This window comes from Candidatus Erwinia haradaeae, from assembly GCF_900699015.1.
GTDB lineage: Bacteria > Pseudomonadota > Gammaproteobacteria > Enterobacterales > Enterobacteriaceae > Erwinia_E > Erwinia_E haradaeae_E.
The window spans coordinates 911,602-933,676 of record NZ_LR217737.1 but is presented as its reverse complement, the minus strand read 5'-3'; the positions used below and the strand labels follow the sequence as shown (position 1 = coordinate 933,676).

The following is a 22,075-nucleotide window of genomic DNA, read 5'->3' as shown; positions in this document are numbered from 1 at the left end:
TTATCTATTTAATTTCGTATTTGTGATTTGTTTAAAAGTTAATAGTATTTGAATTTATTCGTTTATTTTTCGTTATTGAATTTTATTAGATTTATCTACAAGTCTTATATTGATTTTTAAAAATTAAATTCGTTATTTTTAATAATAACATAATAAGTTATTACAATTCCTGGTAAAGGAGAGGTTTTTAGATATAGGTAATTTATATTTCTATGAAATTTTAATTGAATTATCGGTATATTTAAAAATAGAACATAGACTGCATAATAAAACCTATGTATTGAAATTAGAATGTAAAACTAGTTAGTTGGTTATTTTGAGAATAACTTAATATATATTTTATATAATTGTAAATTATTTATATATTGTGATTCTGTAGTTATAAAAAGATCGATAGTCTTATAGTGAGTTAGGAGGTAGGGTATCTCATGAATCAAAAAGGTAATTATATCATAATTACATTATGATATTAATGTTATGAGAATAGTTTTTCAATTTTCTTGAAAAAAATAATAAATCCTATTTCAGACCAAAAAGGTAGTTGGTTTTTTTACAAACTATGAAAAAGGGATTCTCATGTAAAAATTAGATTTTTTATTATTTCAATAATTTTATTCTATCGCTATTAATAGATTTAATTATTGAATTTTATTCATTAATTTGAAAGGTACGCATTGTAATATATGAATGATTGGATGATCTTTAATATAATGATAAACAAGGATCCATAGATCACTAGTATTTCTATTTTACTTTTATTAGAGCAGACTTTTCTGAGGATGCAGAAAGTAGATTATTAATTTGCTTAATGTTAATACGTTCATATAGGGTTGTAAATGTAGATATTTGATGATTCAGAAGTGGTTTTTCAATGCTAGACCAGGTCAATTTATAATTGAGAAAATCTTCAGATCGTTTAGTGAGTAATGGCATAACCGGTTTAAGGCACGTTATAAGTATGCGAAAAAAATTTATTCCCATTGAACAGATAGCGTGTAGATCAGAAGACTTGTTAGCTTGTTTAGCTAAGATCCATGGAGCCTTGGTGTCAATATAACGATTGGCAATATCAGCTAATTCTATAATTTTACGTATAGCATTGTGAAATTCGTGAGTATGCCAAAAGTGAGCAATATTGTGAGATGTATTAATAAATACTTGATATATTTCTGGATCAGAAGTATATTCCGACAAGGTGTTGTTAAATCGTTGGTTAATAAAAGAAGCGGTACGGGAAGCAAGATTTACAATTTTATTAACTATATCGCTATTAATGCGCTGCATAAAGTCTAAAAGATTTAAATCAAGATCTTCGATACCTGAGGATAGTCGAGAGGCATAGTAATATCGAAGGCTATCGGCATCTAGATATTGCAGCCAGGTACTAGCTTTTATAAGGGTTCCATGCGATTTAGACATTTTTGCACCATTGATTGTGAGATAACCATGTGCAAAGATTTGAGTTGGTAGACGAAAGTTACTTCCTGCAAGCATCGCAGGCCAAAATAAGCTATGAAAATAAATGATATCTTTTCCAATAAAATGATAGAGGTATGTATCGGTATCTTTTTTCCAAAAATCTTCAAAATTAATATTTGGATTCTGATGACAGAGATTTTTAAATGTAGATATATATCCGATAGGAGCATCTAGCCAGACATAAAAATATTTTCCTGGTTCGTTAGGTATTTCAAAACCAAAATATGGTTGATCACGTGATATGTCCCACTGTTTTAATCCAGATTGAAACCATTCTATTAGTTTATTCAATACTTCATCTTGTAGTGTGCCAGAACTAGTCCAACTTTTTAGCAGAGTCGCAAACTGTGGTAAATCAAAAAAAAAGTGTTTAGATTCACGAAGAATAGGTGTTGTACCAGAAAGTACTGATTTTACATCAAGTAATTCGGTTGCTGTATAGATTGATGAGCATACTGTACAATGATCTCCATATTGATTTATTGATTTACAATGAGGACAAGTACCTTGGACAAATCGGTCAGGTAAAAACATTTTAATTTTTTCATCGTAAAGCTGAGAAATAGTACGAGTAACAATAAATCCACGTTCTTTCAAGCGCAAAAAAATCATTTCAGAGAATTCACGATTTTCCTTGCTGTGAGTAGAATCGTAATGGTCGTGGTTAATATAAAAACCAGAAAAATCATCCTTATGCTCTTGATTGAGTTGTTCAATCATTTTTTCTGGTTCTATTCCTATTTCTTTAGCTTTGAGCATGATGGGTGTACCATGTGCATCATCAGCACAAATAAAATACACTTGATTACCTTGTAGTTTTTGGAAACGAACCCAGATATCTGCTTGTATATGTTCAAGCATGTGGCCGAGATGGATCGAACCATTCGCATACGGTAAAGCGCATGTTACTAATATTTTTTTCGAGATTAGGATCATAGTAAGACTTATCATACCTTTTAAAATACCAAGATCTGATAGTAACTGATTATTTCGTCTTCGTAAACTAAACTTCTAATAGAAAAAATAGAGTCTGATTAATAATGCATATTATTTTAGTATAGATTAACAATCTTAGATAATAAGGTTTATTATTTTATTTATATTATTTAATCTGTCTAAGGTGAGCTAATCATTATAACTTTTTAGGTGGTATGTTGGTGAATATTAAAATATATGCTTGGTATTATATATTTCATTTATATTTGAATGATTAATTGGTTGAATCAAATTAATTTAATGTAGTGTTCTATGCATATAGAATATGTTTTGTATATGAAAAGATATATATTATTATTTTTTAATTTATTTTAATCTTAATGTTTTTATTAGGATTTTGATTAAGTTTGTTTTTCACAGACTAAATAGTATATAGACGCTTAGTTTTTAGGTTGTTGTTATGTTCTATGTATTATATATAGCATGTTTTAGCAGATAGGCTAATTATAGTTTTATTAATATCATAATAATATTATTATTAGTAGTAGAATTCTGGATAATTACTGAATATCTAATATATAATAAGCGTTATCTTAGGATGTTACATAAGTTTTTCGTAGTTATCGATTCTTCTTGATTAGATAAGAGAAATGAACAAATCAATTGTATTTAGTGGTGCTCAACCATCAGGTGAGTTAACTATTGGGAATTATATTGGTGCAATATCCCAGTGGGTAAAAATGCAGGATACGCATGAGTGTATTTATTGTATTGTTGATTTACATGCAATAACTGTTCGACAGGATCCTAGTTCTTTACGTAAATTTGTATTGGATACTATAGCACTCTATTTAGCTTGTGGTGTCGATCCTAAGAAAAGTATTATTTTCCTGCAATCACAGGTACCTGCGCATACGCAATTAGGCTGGATTCTTAGTTGTCATTCTTACTTCGGTGAACTGAAGCGTATGACACAGTTTAAGGATAAACTAGTTAGTCATAAAAACAATATTAATGCTGGTTGTTTTAGCTATCCAGTCTTAATGGCAGCAGATATTCTTTTGTATCAGACTAATAAAGTTCCAGTTGGTGAAGATCAAAAACAGCATTTAGAGTTGACTCGTAATCTGGTTTTACGTTTTAATGCGCAATATGGTAATATATTTACATTACCAGAGCCATATATTCTTCAGTCTGGTGGTCGTATTATGTCTTTGTTAGAGCCAACTAAAAAAATGTCTAAATCTGATGATAATCGTAATAACATTATTAGTTTATTGGAAGATAAGCAATCATTATTTACAAAAATTAAAAAATCATTAACTGATAATGAGAGGCCTCCTGTTATTCGTTATGATTTAAAAAAGAAACCAGGTATTTCAAATCTCCTAAATATTTTATCAGTGATAAGTAATACTCCAGTACACGTTTTAGAGATAGAGTTTTCTGGAAAAATGTATAGGGATTTAAAAGATATTGTTTCAGATAGATTGTATGAGGTCTTAATAGAGTTACAGAATTCATACTTTCATTACCGAAATGATGAAGCTTTTCTAGAAAAGGTAATTTTAGAAGGTGCACAAAAGGCGCAGGATAAAGCTTTTAAAACATTACAAAAAGTCTACAGTGCTATTGGTTTAATTTATTGAAAATATTGTATGTGAGTAGACCTGTATGATGTAAATATTATGGTAGATATTTATATTGTTGATGTCAGGAGCCTTTTTATTAATAAAATACTAATTCATATAGTATTATATAAAATTTTTAGAATCTGATAATAGACTAAACTACTACATTTTATCTTTATGAGTAATAGTGGTAACTGAAGATGATATCAGATATTTATAGTTGATAGCTGATCAGATTATTAGGAGATACACGCTGTCTATTAGTTATCGTTAGTCTTGAGATTGTAATGTTGTTTTTATGAATTATTTTTATGTAAATAGACTAAGTGATCATCGAAATAATATAGATGTTTAATAATTAATCAAGTTCTTTATCTAAACATAAAGATAGAAGATCAAAATACAATCTTATAGATGTGTTAATCAATAGATAAGGTTTTTGATAGTATCTACAATATATCAGATGTTCATGTATTAAATATTAGTGTGATCTAACCATTGGGGTATAGACGAATTATTAATTATTTAGTAATAGATAAATAAAATTATTGTTAACGGTGAATAGTTAGGTTGAATTATAATTCAAGTATTGAGGAAACATGGTAAAATAGTTTAGATAAAAAAAGAATTTTTTAGTAGTTATTCAAGAATTTAGTTCCTGGTTAGTTAAAAGATTGACTGGAGAAGATGGTATATTGTGTTAAAATTTAGATGTTAAGTGTTGATTATCCATTATTTTCAGTATTTATAACACAATTTTATGTTTGGAGATTTTATATGTCACAGATTTGTCAAGTTACGGGTAAGCGTCCTATGACAGGGAATAATCGGTCTCATGCAATGAATGCAACAAAGCGACGTTTTTTTCCTAATCTTCATTCTCATCGTTTTTGGGTTCAGAGTGAAAAACGATTTGTTAAACTACGAATATCTGTTCAAGGTATGCGTATCATTGATAAAAAAGGTATTGAGGAAGTGTTAGATGATTTACTTACACATCATCCTAAAATTTAGATAAAGGACTCATTATGGCAAAAGGAATGCGTGAGAAAATTAAATTGACTTCGTCTGCTGGGACTAGTCATTTTTACACAACAACAAAGAGCAAACGGAATCATTTAGATAAACTTATATTACGAAAATTTGATCCAATCATACGTAAGTATGTCATTTATAATGAAAATAAGATTAAATAGTTAATATATTTTTTATAAAGATTGGCTTTAAGATATTTTTAAAGTTTAGTATTAATAAGAATGTTTATTTTCTAATTATTTCGATATGGCAGATGATAATAAAAATCTCGTATATCTTCTTTATAAGAAGAAGTTAGAGTTATGAATAATATAGGGATAGAATAAAATTCTCATGGTAAGATCTAATCTAATATTTGGAATATCCTTTATCTTTCTATATTGAAATGTTTTCCTGATTATTACTTAGAAATACGTTCTATAATTATAATAATTAATATGTAATGGTATTTATAGTATAGATTTTTATAGAATTTTTAATCTTATTTGTATCGAATAAATATAGAGTAATTGAGTAGAATATAAGATGGTGTATATAAGTATTGATAAGATTGCTTAAAATTATGTTATCTATAATTAGATAATTCAGAATATTATACTTATTGATAGGAGAGCTCTTCTTAAATAATAATAATTTTTTGAAATCTTAATGTTTGACTGTTTTATAGATTAAGTAAGTAGTGTCATTATCTGATTGTTTTTATATTATAGAGATTTTTATTTTAGAAAATTCGTATTATAATATTTATTTTTAACCTCAGAAAAGGTTTATAAATGCATGATAAGTAATTCTATTATTACATTAGAGATTAATAATCTCCCGTCTTTTAGACATAAGTTATAACTAAATGACTGATATATTTATAGATTAGGTTTTACCTGTAATACTTTTATATTTATCATTGCTGTTTAATCTTTCTTAACTTTGGATAGAGTGAATCTATTGTTGATAAAAGTGACAGAAAGAATTGATTTTTAGAAGAATAGGCACAATTTTTTCTTGATTTTATTTTATTTTTTTTAATATTTGATATTAATGGAATATATTGTATTTATTTATTTAAATTTTTTATTTAGAGTCATGAATTTTAGTATTATAGCTATAGAGAGTTTTTATGTGATTCTGGTATTTTATGATAGGTATTTTCATAGTATTTGTCTTATCTTGGAAGAGAAGAATATCTTTCTGTTAACTCAATAAATAATTGATTAATTTTTTTGAAATAAATATGCATAGGTATCCCTGGTTATACGATAGTTACTGTAAAATTGTTACACAACATCTCCTTCATCGAGGGCATCATGCTATTCTTATTCAAACAGTACCAGGAATGGCTGTTGATATATTAATTTTATTTATTGCGCGTTGGCTCATGTGTGAAAATCCTTTAGAACTGGACAGTTGTGGAGAATGTCATGCTTGCAGGTTGATGAAAGCTGGAAATCATCCTGATTGGTATCACTTAGAATCTGATAAAAATAAAAATATTATTGGCATAGATGTTATACGAAAATTAATAGAAAAACTGTATCATCATTCTAGATTAAATGGGGCTAAGGTAGTTTTTATAGTAGATATTCAGAAGTTAACAGAGTCTGCTTCTGGTGTGCTATTAAAAACATTAGAAGAACCACCTTTGGATACTTGGTTTTTTTTAATTAACTATCAACCCTCGCTCGTTTTATCTTCATTACGTAGTCGATGTATTTTATGGTATTTATCTCCTCCTAATGAGGAGGAGGGTTTGGCATGGTTAAAAAACCAGAGCTCTGGAGATATTACAAAGTTTAGTACAGTATTACGTTTATCTTCTGGTGCGCCCTTAGTTGCTCTATCATTGTTAAATTTACACGTTTGGGAATCCCGTCTTCAGTTTTGTAATGCTTTGTCAGATATCGTAACTGGTGATTTTTTAAGATTTCTTCCTATATTAAATTATAGTGACGTATTAACTCGAATTTATTGGGTATGTTCTTTTCTTATCGATGCAGGGAAGTGGCATCAAGGTGCAAGAACATGTATTAGTAATCTTGACCAGGAAGAGTTGGTGATGAAGTTATCTAATGTATTAAGCCCCCAGGTTCTGAGTTTAAGTTATCATGCATGGATGATCTGTCGCTCTAGATTATTAAGACTAGATAGTGTTAATGTCGAGTTATTACTAACAGAGCAATTATTACATTGGGAGGTTCTTACAAAAAATCATTGAGTAATCTAAATTTAAAAGAATAGACAATCTGTCAGAAATTGATAGGTTTTTTTAATGTGATTTACATTGGATTACGATCATAGAAGCATGAAAATAGATGTTATTTATAACAGTCTGTTTTTATATGATTGTAGATAAATAATTTTCTATTGATGTAGATGAATTTATTATAGATGAATATGTATAATGTAAGATGGTTTTTATATTCATAAAAAACGTATGTCTGGGTATTGAGAATTAGGTAGAAAAATCTTATTAATCCAGTTATTCTTAAATAGAAACCTAGACTAGTTGATTTGTAAAATTCAATGCATTGCTATTTACATTTCTATCTTAGCATCTAGTTATCCACAATCCTGTTGAAGTATTTTGAATGAAGAATTCTGTGTAGATAGAATAGTATAGTTTTTATGATATCTGAGTATCTCAGTTCTTTAATAACGTTTATATTCAATTGTATGTGATTTATTTAAAAAATGTAGATTGTGTAGACTTATTATATGTATTTGATTGTTTTTTTATTTTATTTTTTCTTTATCATATATATTTTATTGTTCCTAACAATTACGTCATAGTATTTATGTGATAAACAGTTAGTTTTTTAAAAATTAAGCATTATACTGCATGAATTTATAGTAAGAATATTAAGGTGTCTTAAATATAGAATCACAATTTATATTTATAATTATGTTTCTTATTCACGATATAAGATAATAATAATGCAATCCAGTTAGATCTTTATCGTCTAAGAAAATTAGATATTAGAATAAAAATTTTATCGATTGTCTTGCATCTAGCGTTTAGATTAATACAATCATTTAGTATTAAGTAATTTGTTCTAAATTGGAATTTTAATTAAATTTAAATGATTATGATGTTTTTATCAAACTATTTATTTATCTATTTTTATGCTTATGTATAAGGATATACATAATATATTTACGATTAGTTTTGGATCTAGATAGTATAAGTTGGATGGATATTTTTCAATTTTTATTGAATATAGACATTAGTATGATGTGGTGTATTGGAAAATTTATAATTAGTTAATATTCTCTTTTTAATTAATTTTGCAATAGTTAATTTTTGACATGTCTTTATTGTCGAAGATAATGAAAATACATACTGGGTTTCTTGTGATTAATTTTGCAGTAATCTATTCTAGATCTATTTTTTATTGTAGTACAAAAAGAAATACACTATTTTACTTAGATCTATATCGTGATCATAATATGTTTATTACAGTTTATTTGTAGCTTTATAATTAGAGATATGTTTATATATTTCTATAAATTATGATTTTTATTTCTAAAATTAATCTATGTTTTGATCTTTTTTTATTAGTTATATTAATATTTAATCTTAAATTAAAGATTTTGAGTATTAGACTGTAATAAAGATATTATTAATGTAATATATATTTGCATCATAGAATTATATAATATGGAATTTTAGCATTTAAAATGCTTTATAAATAGTCTTTAAATTCGAAGATTTGTTATGATTTTTTTTAAAAATATATTTTATCTAAGATTCAAAATAATAGATTAATAATAATTTGTGTCATTTTATAATGATAGGGCTGCATTCTTTATTAGTACAGGTATTGCTAATATGAGCGCATCCAAGGATTTTAATTTCTATATATAGCAATTATATTTTATGATGGATTTATCAGAGAGATAAATGATTTTAATTTTTGATGCAGTCTGGTTTAAAATGGAGTAGTATCACCTCATTAGTAATAGCCTAAATAGGTATATTTTGGAAAATATAGTTCTTTAGTAGGAAAAGTATTATCTTTATAGATAATGTTTCTAAAAATTTACTACTTTTGTGGTAGATACTGTCTTTATTAAGAGCTGCTTTAGAAGCAATAATAGAAGAAAATTTCTATGTTTTTGATTATGTGTCAGGTGTTCAATTTTAAATCTGTCTATCATATACTTATTTGATTTAGGTATTCTTTATTCTTCATTTTTATTTTTTAATGGTGATGGAAATGAATAAATTTAATATTTGTTTTAAATAAGATTTATTTTATAATTAGGATAAGAGATTATAGCAATCTTATTAGATATGGTAAAAAGATAGAGTATGATATCTGATGTATTGTAAGTTATATAGATTTTTTAATCTTTACATTTGTACTTAATAAGTAAATACAGATAAATATATAGATTTAATAATTTACATTATTATTGCTCTACTTTTTTATAAAAAATTATGTTTTATAAAATTATTTATATTACATAATGTTTTGCATTATCATTATGCATATCTTAATGTTTGTGGTTAAGGTTATGATATTTCTTATAATTTTTAATGAGACAATGTAAAGGCTTTATAATAGTGTTTGATCTTGAAGAGTCAATTTAAATAAGTATATCTTGACGATTGCATTTGATATGTAAATAAGAGATTCTGTATCTTCGTTTTTAAATCATTGATATAATTACTATTTCCATTTGATTAATAGTGCTAGACTAATAGTGAAGAATATGATACTTGGAAGTAATGCTGTTAGGATAGGAGGTATATGATAAATTAAGCTTAATGGTCTAAAGATTTGATTCATGAGGTAGAAGGTGCTACCTATACCACCTCCTATAATTATTTGTTTGGTAATAGATATGTTTTGAAGAGGACCAAATATAAATGATAGTGCCATTATTATCATAACTGTTACTGCAAGTGGTTGGAATATTTTTCCCCACATGTTAAGTTTATATAGATCAGTTATCTGACCGCTTTGTGTTAAATATTCTATATATTTATATAATCTGCTAATTGATAAGGAATCTGGGTCTAGTATGATTAGGTCCAGTCTATCGGGTGTTAACGATGTTTTCCATTCTTCATTTAACATCTGAGTGTGTTTAATTTGATTTATATCAGTAAGATCAGACTGAGAAACTTTTTTTAAAATCCATAACCGTTTATCAAAATTGTATTCTCCAGAGGATGCATAACGTATATTTTTTAGGTTATAATTGCATCCTAAGGTATAGATACTAATACCAAGAAGTTGTTTATTTTTACAGATATGCTCAATAAAGATAAAATCATTACCGTCTTTAGCCCATAACTCTGATTTAGTAGTTAGGATTTTATGATTGATTAGCTTATCAGCTCGATAAGTGCGTGCAGTCGCCTCTCCTTGAGGTGCGATAAATTCACCACCTGCCAGTGTTAATAATATAAGTGGAATTGCGGTTTTAATTACGGATTCAGTAATCTTTATACGTGTAAAACCTGATGCTTGCATGACTACAAGTTCTCTATGTCGAGCAAGAGAACCTAATCCTATTAAAACTCCGAGTAAAGTCGCCATTGGTAAAAATATTTCAATGTCTTTTGGTATACTGAGTAATGTGTATACAAAGGCATTTAGAGCTGTATACTTCCCTTGTCCAGTTTGTCTTAACTGGTCAAAAAATTTAATCATACTTGAGAGTGATACTAGCAAAAATAATGTCGTCATAATCATTTTATACATAGTTTTGCCAATATATTTATCAAGAATACCAAACATATTAGAGCTCTCCTGTGTGAAAGAACCATGAACGACAGCGACGTATTAATAGTGTATCCCATGTATTAAATAGTATGCTCACTATAAAATAGGAGAAATTAATTACCCACATTGATAGTGCAGGGTTTATGCGATTTTGATTTCCTGCTGAATGCATAAAGCTTTGTAGTAAGAAAAAGATCAAGTAAAAAAATATTGCAGTTAATATGGATTTTATTCGGTTTTGTCGAGGATTGGCTATACTAAGTGGAACTGCCATTAATCCCATAACTAATACTGAGAAAACTAGCGTTAAACGCCAGTGGAGTTCACTCTTGTTTACAGAAGAGGTAGATCTAGTAGTCCACAGAGTGTGTAAATTTATTTGATCAATATTATTTTTCTTTATGACTGTTTTGTAATGAGTAAGGATTAATTGATAATTTTTAAAATGGGTAATACGAAAGTCATGTAGAATGGGGGTTCCTTCAAAGTAAGTACCATTAGATAGATTTGTGATACTAGAATTATTATTACGTGTTGATATTTGGCCATCTTTAGCGATAATGATATAAGGTATTGTATTATCTTTTTTTCTTAATTTAGCAAGAAAAATATTTTGTAGATGGTTTTCTGTTTTTTCTTCAATGAATAGAATTGTATGTCCATTTTCAAATGATTGAAATTTTTTAGTAGAAAGATTTATTGCGCTGGGATTAGATCGAGCGTTTTCTAATATTGTGTTTGCGTAGTCAGTGGACCAAGGTACTATCCAGCCATTGTTAAGTATAGCTATTATCATAGTCAATGTAATTAAAATCATTGCAGCTTTTATAAGTATGTCATGTCCTAATCCGCAAGCTTGCATTACCGTAATTTCGCTATCAGTACAAAGTCGTCCAAGAGTGATTAAAATAGATAAAAAGAGACTTAGTGGAAGGATTAGTTGTGCTAGTTTTGGTATGCCTAATCCTAAGACAGTTAAGACTATGTTGATAGGAATCTCGCCTCCTACTACAGAAGAAAGAGTTCTTACTAATTTTTGAAAAAAGAAGATAAGAAGTAAAATCAAAAGAATAATTAGCTGATTCTTGATAGTCTCCCATAATAGGTATCTGATGATAATCACACTGAATACACCTTTAAAATTTTTTAGCAAATTTCTAATATAGTATTTGATGTTGGATGATTGATATTAATTAGCTATAGAATTATAAATATTCTATATTAACTAGACACTTTAGCTAGAAAATATGATTCATAGAACATAATTGTTAATTATGAAGTTATATAGGTTTAAAAAAAGATATATGGCATGTATTATAATTAAACATAGATGAAGGAATACTATTACTTAACCACGATATCAGATAGTTTTATATATAATAGAATTATAAGATCAATGGTTTCATATTCTGGTGATATGAGATAATAAGATTATTATATTTTAAGAATGGTTTATAGTTCAGAATTGACTATAGTAGAGATATTATACAGCTAATTTTCTACTTTATTTATTTTAAATAAAAATATGTATAACTATAAATTAAGTAATTCATGTAGTATTTTGTATTAAAAATTTATTCTCTTAATAAGATAGAAGTAATCACCATTTTTTAGTCAAATGCACTGCCGTTCTAGAGATTAGAGATTTAATAAGTTTTCATATTGTTGTTTTTGAATTATATTTAGATTGTAAGAATCTATGATGTTTGCTTGTAGAAAATTAAAATATACTCAGTGGTGGATATTGAATATAGAGTTTAGGGTTAATATTTTACTATAAGTATGATGTTTTAAAAGATTGCAAATAAATTTTATTAAATGCTATCTTTTAATAATTGAGAGATTATTTTGCTCTTTCATATTATATACCGATATTATTATCATAGCCTTATATCTATATTTTCTTTTTTATATGGAAAAATGAAGAACTAATTCCACCAAGATTGTAAATCTTATCTTGATTTTTGATTAACACCTATATTGTTACCACAGTAATTTGTTCAATAATATGTCTTGCGACTGATGATGAAATAGAAATTGATTGGTATCAATCTAAGGTTTTACAACTTGGCTTTAGTAAAGTATTGTATTATGTTTTTTATTTTTACAGATTTACTGGTTAATTTTTGCATATATCTAAGATCATAAGTGTCATATTTATCTGGTTTGTTGCTCTATTGGTCAAATGATTAGAGATGTTGCTTTATTTTGTTACTTTAATAGCGAGACGTCTTTAATATTTTTATCATTACCTCCATTGTTAATTTTTTAAATTTTTTACAGATTTTAGATCTTATATGAGAAAGAAATTTTATGTGTATAAAGAATTTAAATACTTCAGTGTTCAAGTGCATTTTTGTTAAGAATAGAATTGAATATAATAAATAATTATTAATTTATTCTTTTTCTTTATTTTTTGTGTGTATGCGCTGAAAAATTTCTTCACGATGTACTGCTACATCTTGTGGTGCAGTGACGCCAATTCGTACTTGATTACCTTTAACACCTAGTACAGTCACAGATACTGTTTCGCCAATCATTAGGGTTTCACCCACTCGACGAGTGAGAATAAGCATATTGTTCTCCCAAAAAGATCAAAATATTTAATATAGCGTCGCATATACAAGATTAATTGATGTATTCTCTAATGCTATTTCCTGAACTAGAGATAACGCTTTAAGTTTAAATTTGATATGTTAATAAGGCTCCCTTATTCTCCTTGATTGAATCAAATTCTATTTGATTTTTTATAAAAGAATTGGAATTTTTTAAAAAATCTATAGAAATATTTTTTATATTTGATATTTGAAAGGATATTTATCCTGTATGGTTAAAGGTTTAGATTCCAATATTTCTTGATCTATCACAGATCTGAGTTAACCTGTAACAGGTCTTGATGAATTATATAGCGTGTTGATAATTTTTATTTTTATTAAATAAAAAAATTTAGATAGTAATTAGTATGGTGTTCTGATTTGTTTCTGGATAGAGATCTCTATTAGGTGATATTTTTTAGGTTTTCTGATAACCATTCTTTAATATAAATTAAGGCTTCTGGTAGTGCAGAAGCATTTAGACCTCCTGCTTGAGCTATATGAGCATTCCCACCTCCTTTTCCGTCAATTTTTGGGGCTAGTATGGTTATGATGTCACAAGCTTTGATATAATCTGTAAGATTAGAAGTTACGTTAGTAATTATGGAAACCTTGCCATCAAGGATACTTGCTAAAACGATAATTCCTGATCCAATGTGGTTTTTCAATTTTTTAATTATTATATGCAGTGTTTTAGGTTCAATATTATTTAAAGCATGTACTAAGATCTTTATGTCTTTTATTATGATAAAGTTTTTAACTAGTAGACTGCTTTCTTGGATAGCTTTTTGATTCTCTATTTTGTTTATTTTCTCTTCTAGATTATGTGTATATTGTATGAAGGTATGAATTTTTTCATATATATTATGTCGATTAGCCTTGAAAAGGTGAGCTATATTTAATAGTTGTTTGTTTTCTTTTTGTAGGATTGATAATGCTTTATCTCCGGTCACTGCTTCGATGCGCCGAACTCCTGCCGCTATACTTGATTCAGAGAGTAGGTGAAAGAGACCAATATCACCTGTTCGTTTTGCATGAGTTCCTCCACATAACTCGATAGAACAGTCATTGATTTTTAATACTCGTACATAATCACTATATGTTTCATTAAATAATGCTATGGCTCCAGATTCTTTTGCTGTTTCTAGCTTCATTACATGCGTTTCGATAAGTGCATTTAGTCGAATATTAGAATTAATTATCTCCTCCACTTCATATATCTCTTCTAATGTCATTGCTTGGTAATGAGAAAAATCAAAACGTAAAAAGCAATCATTGATATATGACCCTTTTTGTTCGACATGCTGTCCCAGAACTTGTCGTAACGCTGCTTGTAAAAGATGTGTTCCTGAGTGATTAAGGCAAATGCGTTCTCGTCGTTGTTTATTGACTTTTACTATTACTGTATCACCTATATGCAATTCACCGGTGATTATTTGACCAGTGTGCCCAATAGCTTGAGCATATCTTTGTGTATCATGAATTATAAAATGAGAATTGTTGGTATCATACAGGTTTCCGCTATCACCTATTTGTCCGCCAGATTCTGCATAGCAAGGTGTAGTTTCTAGAACAATTATGCCATGCTTACCATGACTAATGGTTTTTACGGATTCTCCATCAACATTAATAGAAGTAATTACTGTCTGTAATTGTAAATATTCATATCCTTTAAATACAGAGGATTGAGTAATATAAATTACAGATTTATTTTTAGAATGAAAATTACTGGCGTTACGTGCTCGTTGACGTTGTTGTTTCATTGAATATTCGAATCCAATTTTATCAATTTTTACATTTCGTTGTTTGCATATGTTTTCAGTCCATTCTAAAGGAAACCCGAAGGTGTCATATAAACGAAATACAATATCACCTCTTAATGTGTTATCTGAAAGTAGTGCGAGTTCTGTATTTAAAAGAGATACTCCTCTTTCTATATTTTTTGTACACTGCTCTTCTTCAGTGCGAAGCACTTTTTCTATTTTTTTCTTTTTTTGGTTAAAATTATTATCATTTATATCCATAATAGAAATTAAAGGGTCCACAAGCTTAAAGAAAAATGTCTCTTTTGCTCCTAACATTTTTCCATGATGTACTGCGCGTCGAATAAGGCGTCGTAATACATAGGATTGGTTATCATTGGATGGAATGACACCATCTGAAATTAAAAAGGCACAGGAACGGATATGATCTGCGATAACATGTAAGGATTTATTATTTAAGTCTTTTGTTCCTATTATTTCGGCGGCTGATTGGATTAGTTTAGTGAAGACATCAATCTTATAGTTCGAGTGAACATTTTGTAGGACTGCTGTAATTCTTTCTAATCCCATACCAGTATCAACAGATGGGTAAGGTAACGGTATCATAGTACCGTTTAATTGGCGATTAAATTGCATAAAGACAATATTCCAAATTTCTACATAACGATCACCATCTTCATTTAAAGTTCCAGGAGGGCTACCAAAAAGATTTGGTCCATGGTCAAAAAAGATTTCAGAAGAAGGGCCACATGGACCCGTTTTACCCATCGTCCAGAAATTATCGGAAGAATAAGGTTTACCTTGATGATCGCCTATACGAATAATTTGAGTTGGTTGAACACCGATTTCTTTTTTCCAGATATCAAAAGTTTCATTATCAGTTTGATAAACAGTAACCCATAACTTTTCCTTTGGAAGATTAAACCAATGACGGCTAGTTAATAACTCCCAGGCAAAAGCAATAGCTTCGTGTTTGAAGTAATCACCAAAGCTAAAGTTTCCAAGCATTTCAAAAAAAGTGTGATGTCTAGTAGTAAAACCTACTTTTGTTAAGTCATTATGTTTCCCGCCAGCACGTATACAGCGTTGAGAGCTGGTCACTCGAGAATAGATTTGTTTTTCTTTACCAAGAAAAATATCTTTAAACTGATTCATTCCAGCATTAGTAAATAAGATTGTTGAGTCATTTTTTGGAATTAGAGAGCTGCTAGATACAACCTGATGTCCTTTATTCTGGAAGAAATTAAGAAACATTTGGCGAACTTCTGCAGTGCTTGGTTTCATGTTTTTTACCTTCATTATATTAATTCATTTGTTGTAGTTACTTTATCTATTACAATAAAAACATATCATAGAGCCAGTCAATTTTATTATAAAAAAGAAATGAGTTAGTTGGTAAATAACTGATTAAATTTTTATTTTTTTAAATATATGGATTTATTATAGAAATTAGAATTTTTATGTTATATTCATTGTTTTTAGTTTTTTTAGAATTTTGTTGAGCATGCATGTATAAATTTTTATACGAGTAATATAGTTAATTCTGCTTACTTTAAACTAAAAGTGTTATTGTACTATCTTTATTTAAGTTTTTTATATAAATTATGGTATGGATATTTTACAGATTTTTTGAATAAAAAAGAAATGATTGTATAGTTCTAAGCTAATAGTAATGTGAATATTGGTTTGCAGTAGTAAGATTTTGGGATGGCATCATTGATGAGACTAGTTGGATGGATTGTTTAGATAGTAAGTATGGTTTCTGATAGTACAGATCTGAGTTAGAGCGATGAATAATTCTTACATAAGGGTCTAATTTTTTTAAAGTTAGATTTAATCATTAATTATTCAATACAATGCTGTTTGCAACAATCTTCTGATATTCTATATGAATGAGTCATAGCTATATGAGCGTAGTTTGATGAGTATCTATGTTAAGAAATTAATAGGATCTATTTGAAATTTAAGTTCAACTAACTCATCCTATGATAGGTGATAGAATGTTTATATCTTATATAGAAGTAATAACAATTTTTAAGGGGATGAGGTTTTTCTGATGCCAGCGGTATACGGTAATAACCTTAAAACTCTTGGATTATGCTTGGTTCTGAGTTGTATATTATAGACATAGTATAGACAGCCTTCTTGATATGATATAGCTATAAATCAGAGCATATGTTTTGTTAGAGATCTCATTTGATCTAGATAGCTTTCTTTTATATATGGTTTTTATGTTATGATTTTATATATATACAGTTATAGATTTTATTAGACTATTTTTATTAGACTATAAATTAGGTTATTAGTAATAAAAATTTATTAACATAATAATAAATTTTAATGTAATTATTAGTTATGCTGATGCTCTCATTTCATATATTTTTTGTAAATCTGTAGTATTGTATGAAAGAGATTAAGTTATGATTTATGTTTATATTAATTTATATCTTTAATTATTTTTTATATTTATATTTTTATATAAACACAAAGCATATTTGATAGTATCATATACTAGTAATATCTGAATGCTTATTATCTATAATTAATTTAAACAGTAGGTATTCTATTGTGACTATAAATGAATTTTGATATTTAATTTTTTTTATTTATCAAGTATAAGAGATGTTTGTAAGCATTGACTAGAATCAGTCACATCATGAATTAAACATAGTAATTAGATAACTTAATCCTAATCTATAATTTATTAATTTTATTTCTAATAGAAATATTGTTTATTCTTTATAAGAACGCAATATAAGGGTTTTTGTATAGTTAATAAAGATAATTAATTATTAAGATATTTGCTCTAATGTTTCTTATTTTCGTTTAATAAATTTTGATCATTATGTTAAGTGAATTTTTCATACATTACTTTATGTGATCTTGTATAAGATCAGCATGCTCAATTAGAAGAGTCTTTATGTCACATCTATCTTTTTCTCAGGAAGTAGAACGACGACGTACTTTTGCGATTATCTCTCATCCAGATGCTGGTAAAACGACGATGACGGAAAAACTATTGCTTTTTGGGCAGGTTATTCAGATTGCCGGTTCGATCAAAGGCTCTTATTCCAATAGATATGTTAAATCAGACTGGATGAATATGGAGACAGAGCGTGGTATTTCTATTAGTACTTCAGTTATGCAGTTTCCTTATCGTGGGATTTTAATTAATTTACTGGATACTCCGGGTCATGCAGATTTTTCGGAAGATACTTATAGAACATTGACTGCTGTAGACTGTTGTCTTATGTTAATTGATACAGTAAAGGGTGTCGAAGATCGAACTTGTCAATTGATGCATGTTACTCGTTTGCATAGTACTCCTATTTTAACTTTTATGAATAAAATGGATCGCGAGATTCGTGATCCGATTACAGTTATGGATGAAGTGGAAAGTAAGCTAAGACTTATCTGTTCTCCTATTACTTGGCCTATCGGTTTTGGTAAATTTTTTAAGGGTGTTTATCATTTGTATAGAAATGAGATATATTTGTATCAGTCTGGCAGAGGGCATATTATTCAGGAAGTTCGAGTAGTAAAGGGGTTATATAATCCAGAATTAGATTTAGCTATTGGTGAGGTTTTGGCTCAGCAGCTGCGTGAAGAAGTTGAGTTAGTAGAGGGTGCCTCGTCGGTTTTTGATCGAAATCAATTCCTTCGGGGTATTATGACTCCAGTATTTTTTGGTACTGCATTGGGTAACTTTGGTGTTGATCATGTCCTTGACAGTATAGCAGATTGGGGGCCTCCGCCAATGCCTCGTCATAGTAATATACGTACTGTGACCGCGATGGATCATGGTTTTAGTGGATTTATTTTTAAAATACAAGCTAATATGGATCAAAAGCATCGTGATAGAGTAGCATTTATGCGTATAGTTTCTGGAAAATATAAAAAAGGCATTAAATTACATCAGGTTCGTACTGGAAAAGATATTGTTGTTACTTCTGCTCTTACTTTTATGGCTGGTGATCGTTTTCAGGCTACTGAGGCTTATCCAGGAGATATTCTTGGATTGCATAATCACGGTACAATAAAGATTGGAGATACTTTTACACAAGGAGAGAAAATAAAATTTTTTGGGATTCCAAATTTTGCACCAGAACTGTTTCGTCGTATCCGCTTACGTGATCCCTTGAAGCAAAAGCAGCTACTTAAGGGATTAGTTCAGCTTTCTGAGGAGGGTGCGATACAGATATTTAGACCATTAAATAATCATGATTTGATTGTTGGAGCGTTAGGCGTGTTACAGTTTGATGTGGTAGTTTCACGTTTGAAAAATGAATATAATGTAATGGCAGTTTATGAAGACATGAAGATTTCTACTGCGAGATGGGTAAAATGTAGTGATATAAGTAAATTTGAGGAATTTCGAAGTAAAAATGAAGTTTACTTGGCTCTAGATAGTGGTGGAAATCTAACGTATATTGCTCCAACTATGGTCCATTTAAGTATTATTCAAGAGCGATATCCAGAAGTAGTTTTTTTGAAAACATGTGAAAATTAGTTATCAATATAGTGTATTAATTAATCAGAGATTTTATTTTTTATCTGATATATTTATTTGTTTTAAATATTACTAGAGTCCTTCATTGTATTGTTGATATGCAATTTATAGTGTCTTTTATTTGACAATTGAGAATAAAAATATGTTGAACTAAGCACTACTAGTTGAAAGGCAAAGACTAGTATACAATCTTGATATAGTATCTTTCTTTTCATACAAAGTTATACGTATAATCATAATTATCTTGATCATTTATAATTAGTTTTTATATAATTTTAGATATTTATAATGATTTTAATCATATATTTTCTTTATTTTAAAAATTTATTTTAATAAAAACATTATGGTAATGAGAATTATTATTATCATATGTTATTTTATATTTATTCCTTTTATTTGTATTTTAATTATGAACTATATATCTAGTTTTTTATAAAAAAGTTAATTAGATATTATCTAATAGATTATTTGAGATATTTTTATTTATTTTTTATTAATGATAACACTTCTATTATTATAGATAAGATTAGATTTTTTTAAAAAAATGAATTTTTAAGTTAAAAAGTAAATGTTGTAAATTTGATTTTGATCTGTTTTTATATTTTCACATCAAGTATATAAATTTATTTTACATGAGGTAGTTTTATTCATGATTTATTCCGTATGTGTTTATTATTTATGTTTAAATTTATATTTTGAAATATAGCATAATTTTTTGATTCAAAATTAATTTTATTAGATTAGTGTATTAGTTTATTGACTAGATCATGAGGGGTAGAGCTTTATTGGAATGAATAGTTGAGATAGGTAATGGATATAAAATTTATATTGATAAAATCATTTATTTGATCTACATTTCAAGGAAATATAGGGTAGATGTATCTTGGATTTTATGTGAGTTATTATTGGTTTTTATTGATAGAAGTGGTTAGGATTTACTTAATTATAGATTCATTAGTATTTTCTTTTGTAATTTTACTTGAAATATTTAATTAAATTTAGAGTATAGATCAATGATACCAGTTGTAGATATAGTAGAGATTATATCTAGGTCTAGTTAGTTATAATATAAATAAATTGAGTGTAAATAGTGGCTAAAAATTAGATCTTATAGAAGAAAGAAAAGATATTGTTCTTTTTTACTAAAGCAGAAAGTAATTGGTTTAGTTGCAGGCATTGTTATTGAGTATTAATTTATAATTAATCCAGGTAGTCAGATTGATTAATTTATGCATATTCATGATGAATTAAGCTCTATTATGTTAGAATCTTATTATTAAGAGAAAAGCATATAGTTTATTAATTTAATTTATTATTAAAGATTTAAAATTTAATATTATTTAAATCTATAAAAGTTAAGAATATAATTTTTCATTTAACAGTTTAAATAAATTGTATTTATAAAATAGTATTATGACTAGGTGATTGTGTTATTGTATTATCAGAGATAAAACACTGATTTTATCTTGTATTTTTTACTGAAGGGGTTATATATTTTATTTTTATTCATCGATCAATGATGTCAATTGTTTTTAGTTTTGATTAATGTGTAAGTATTACTAAATGTATTAGCGTGAATATTAAATGATTTCTAATTTATAAAAATTAGACAGATAGGTTATTTTTTATGTTGATTAGTTATTTTTTTTGACGTAATAAATTTCTATAGCCTGGGACTAGAGGGCGATAGATTTCTACTCGATCACCATCATGAAGTTTCTGATTTAAATTCACTAGATTTCCAAAAATACCAAATTTATTCTTTTGAAGAATAATGTCTTTTCGAGTAATGAGTATGCCGGATTCAATAATAGATTGTTCTACTGTGCTTCCTTCTGCAAGGGTTAGGTGATAACAATATTGTTTATTCGGTAGCGCATACACGACATCAACCATAATATTGGGGTTCATATATCCTCTTTGCGCGGTGAATAAAGGAGTCGATAATTCTTTGATTCATTTTTTGAAATATATTTTGAAATGTACTATCTATTAATGTACTGGTGAATTTTAAATTTAAACTTAGCCTGACTTGACATGAATCTTCGCTTATTGGCATAAAATACCAGCTACCACTAAATTGAGAAAATGGGCCTTCTACTAACTGAATATGAATGCTCTTATTAGAGATGAGAGCATTTCGGGTAATAATAGTCATTTTTATACCTGCTTTCTCAATGTTTATTGATGCAGTCATGTATGCAGAATTAGAATTTATTATTCGACTACTAATACAACCAGATAGGAACTGTGGATAACATTCGATATCATTTACAAGAAAATACATTTTTTTAGAACTGAACGGTACCAATGATGAACAAATAATATTAGACATATTAATTCCAGTGCTATCTGAGAAAAGAACTACACTTAATTTTAAGCATACATAATTTTAAGT

Annotated in this window: 11 protein-coding genes and 1 pseudogene; 5 read left to right on the top strand and 7 right to left on the bottom strand. The window is 27.8% G+C overall.

Annotated elements, in window-relative coordinates; translation table 11 throughout:
- Positions 1-768: 768 nt before the first annotated feature.
- A pseudogene (gene metG / locus ERCIPICE3303_RS02805) lies at positions 769-2,415 on the bottom strand (methionine--tRNA ligase); the annotation flags it as partial.
- A 650-nt stretch (positions 2,416-3,065) separates the two neighbouring features.
- On the opposite strand from metG, the gene trpS reads away from it, so the two are divergent.
- From trpS to ERCIPICE3303_RS02785, 4 genes are all read left to right on the top strand, one after another.
- A complete protein-coding gene (gene trpS / locus ERCIPICE3303_RS02800; RefSeq protein ID WP_157991193.1) occupies positions 3,066-4,064 on the top strand; it encodes a tryptophan--tRNA ligase in 999 nt (332 codons plus the stop codon).
- Positions 4,065-4,823: 759 nt separating this feature from the next.
- Positions 4,824-5,060 (top strand): 50S ribosomal protein L28, encoded by a 237-nt coding sequence (gene rpmB / locus ERCIPICE3303_RS02795; RefSeq protein ID WP_157991192.1) that lies wholly within the window; start codon positions 4,824-4,826, stop codon positions 5,058-5,060.
- 14 nt (positions 5,061-5,074) lie between these two features.
- Positions 5,075-5,242, top strand: a complete 168-nt coding sequence (gene rpmG / locus ERCIPICE3303_RS02790) for a 50S ribosomal protein L33 (protein WP_157991191.1) — start codon at positions 5,075-5,077, stop codon at positions 5,240-5,242.
- A 1,067-nt stretch (positions 5,243-6,309) separates the two neighbouring features.
- A complete protein-coding gene (locus ERCIPICE3303_RS02785; protein ID WP_157991190.1) occupies positions 6,310-7,290 on the top strand; it encodes a DNA polymerase III subunit delta' C-terminal domain-containing protein in 981 nt (326 codons plus the stop codon).
- 2,458 nt (positions 7,291-9,748) lie between these two features.
- On the opposite strand, the gene lptG is transcribed toward ERCIPICE3303_RS02785, so the two are convergent.
- The 4 genes from lptG to alaS form a co-directional block, all read right to left on the bottom strand.
- On the bottom strand, positions 9,749-10,825 hold the full coding sequence (lptG, locus tag ERCIPICE3303_RS02780) for an LPS export ABC transporter permease LptG (RefSeq protein ID WP_157991189.1): 1,077 nt from the start codon (positions 10,823-10,825) through the stop codon (positions 9,749-9,751).
- A gap of 1 nt (position 10,826) precedes the next feature.
- Positions 10,827-11,933 (bottom strand): LPS export ABC transporter permease LptF, encoded by a 1,107-nt coding sequence (lptF, locus tag ERCIPICE3303_RS02775; protein ID WP_157991188.1) that lies wholly within the window; start codon positions 11,931-11,933, stop codon positions 10,827-10,829.
- A gap of 1,273 nt (positions 11,934-13,206) precedes the next feature.
- The gene (csrA, locus tag ERCIPICE3303_RS02770) at positions 13,207-13,386 is read right to left on the bottom strand and encodes a carbon storage regulator CsrA (RefSeq protein WP_157991187.1); all 180 of its coding nucleotides are present in this window, start codon (positions 13,384-13,386) and stop codon (positions 13,207-13,209) included.
- Between the two features lie 422 nt (positions 13,387-13,808).
- Positions 13,809-16,451: an alanine--tRNA ligase gene (gene alaS, locus ERCIPICE3303_RS02765; protein WP_157991186.1), complete on the bottom strand. Its 2,643-nt coding sequence runs from the start codon at positions 16,449-16,451 to the stop codon at positions 13,809-13,811.
- A gap of 1,636 nt (positions 16,452-18,087) precedes the next feature.
- On the opposite strand from alaS, the gene prfC reads away from it, so the two are divergent.
- Positions 18,088-19,677 carry a peptide chain release factor 3 gene (prfC, locus tag ERCIPICE3303_RS02760; RefSeq protein ID WP_157991185.1) on the top strand — a complete coding sequence of 530 codons (1,590 nt, stop codon included), beginning with the start codon at positions 18,088-18,090 and terminating at the stop codon, positions 19,675-19,677.
- A 1,638-nt stretch (positions 19,678-21,315) separates the two neighbouring features.
- Here prfC and ERCIPICE3303_RS02755 read toward each other — a convergent pair.
- Positions 21,316-21,588 (bottom strand): RnfH family protein, encoded by a 273-nt coding sequence (locus ERCIPICE3303_RS02755; protein WP_157991184.1) that lies wholly within the window; start codon positions 21,586-21,588, stop codon positions 21,316-21,318.
- Entirely contained in the window at positions 21,566-22,012 is a 447-nt protein-coding gene (locus ERCIPICE3303_RS02750; RefSeq protein WP_157991183.1) for an SRPBCC family protein, read from the bottom strand. Before ERCIPICE3303_RS02750 ends, ERCIPICE3303_RS02755 begins: the two co-directional genes overlap by 23 nt.
- Between the last annotated feature and the right edge of the window lie 63 nt (positions 22,013-22,075).

What these genes read in the sequence shown, in the direction of transcription:
- trpS (WP_157991193.1), top strand. Translation starts at nt 3,066, where the DNA reads ATGAACAAATCAATTGTATTTAGTGGTGCTCAACCATCAGGTGAGTTA.
- rpmB (WP_157991192.1), top strand. Translation starts at nt 4,824, where the DNA reads ATGTCACAGATTTGTCAAGTTACGGGTAAGCGTCCTATGACAGGGAAT.
- rpmG (WP_157991191.1), top strand. Translation starts at nt 5,075, where the DNA reads ATGGCAAAAGGAATGCGTGAGAAAATTAAATTGACTTCGTCTGCTGGG.
- ERCIPICE3303_RS02785 (WP_157991190.1), top strand. Translation starts at nt 6,310, where the DNA reads ATGCATAGGTATCCCTGGTTATACGATAGTTACTGTAAAATTGTTACA.
- lptG (WP_157991189.1), bottom strand. Translation starts at nt 10,825, where the DNA reads ATGTTTGGTATTCTTGATAAATATATTGGCAAAACTATGTATAAAATG.
- csrA (WP_157991187.1), bottom strand. Translation starts at nt 13,386, where the DNA reads ATGCTTATTCTCACTCGTCGAGTGGGTGAAACCCTAATGATTGGCGAA.
- alaS (WP_157991186.1), bottom strand. Translation starts at nt 16,451, where the DNA reads ATGAAACCAAGCACTGCAGAAGTTCGCCAAATGTTTCTTAATTTCTTC.
- prfC (WP_157991185.1), top strand. Translation starts at nt 18,088, where the DNA reads ATGTCACATCTATCTTTTTCTCAGGAAGTAGAACGACGACGTACTTTT.
- ERCIPICE3303_RS02755 (WP_157991184.1), bottom strand. Translation starts at nt 21,588, where the DNA reads ATGAACCCCAATATTATGGTTGATGTCGTGTATGCGCTACCGAATAAA.
- ERCIPICE3303_RS02750 (WP_157991183.1), bottom strand. Translation starts at nt 22,012, where the DNA reads ATGTCTAATATTATTTGTTCATCATTGGTACCGTTCAGTTCTAAAAAA.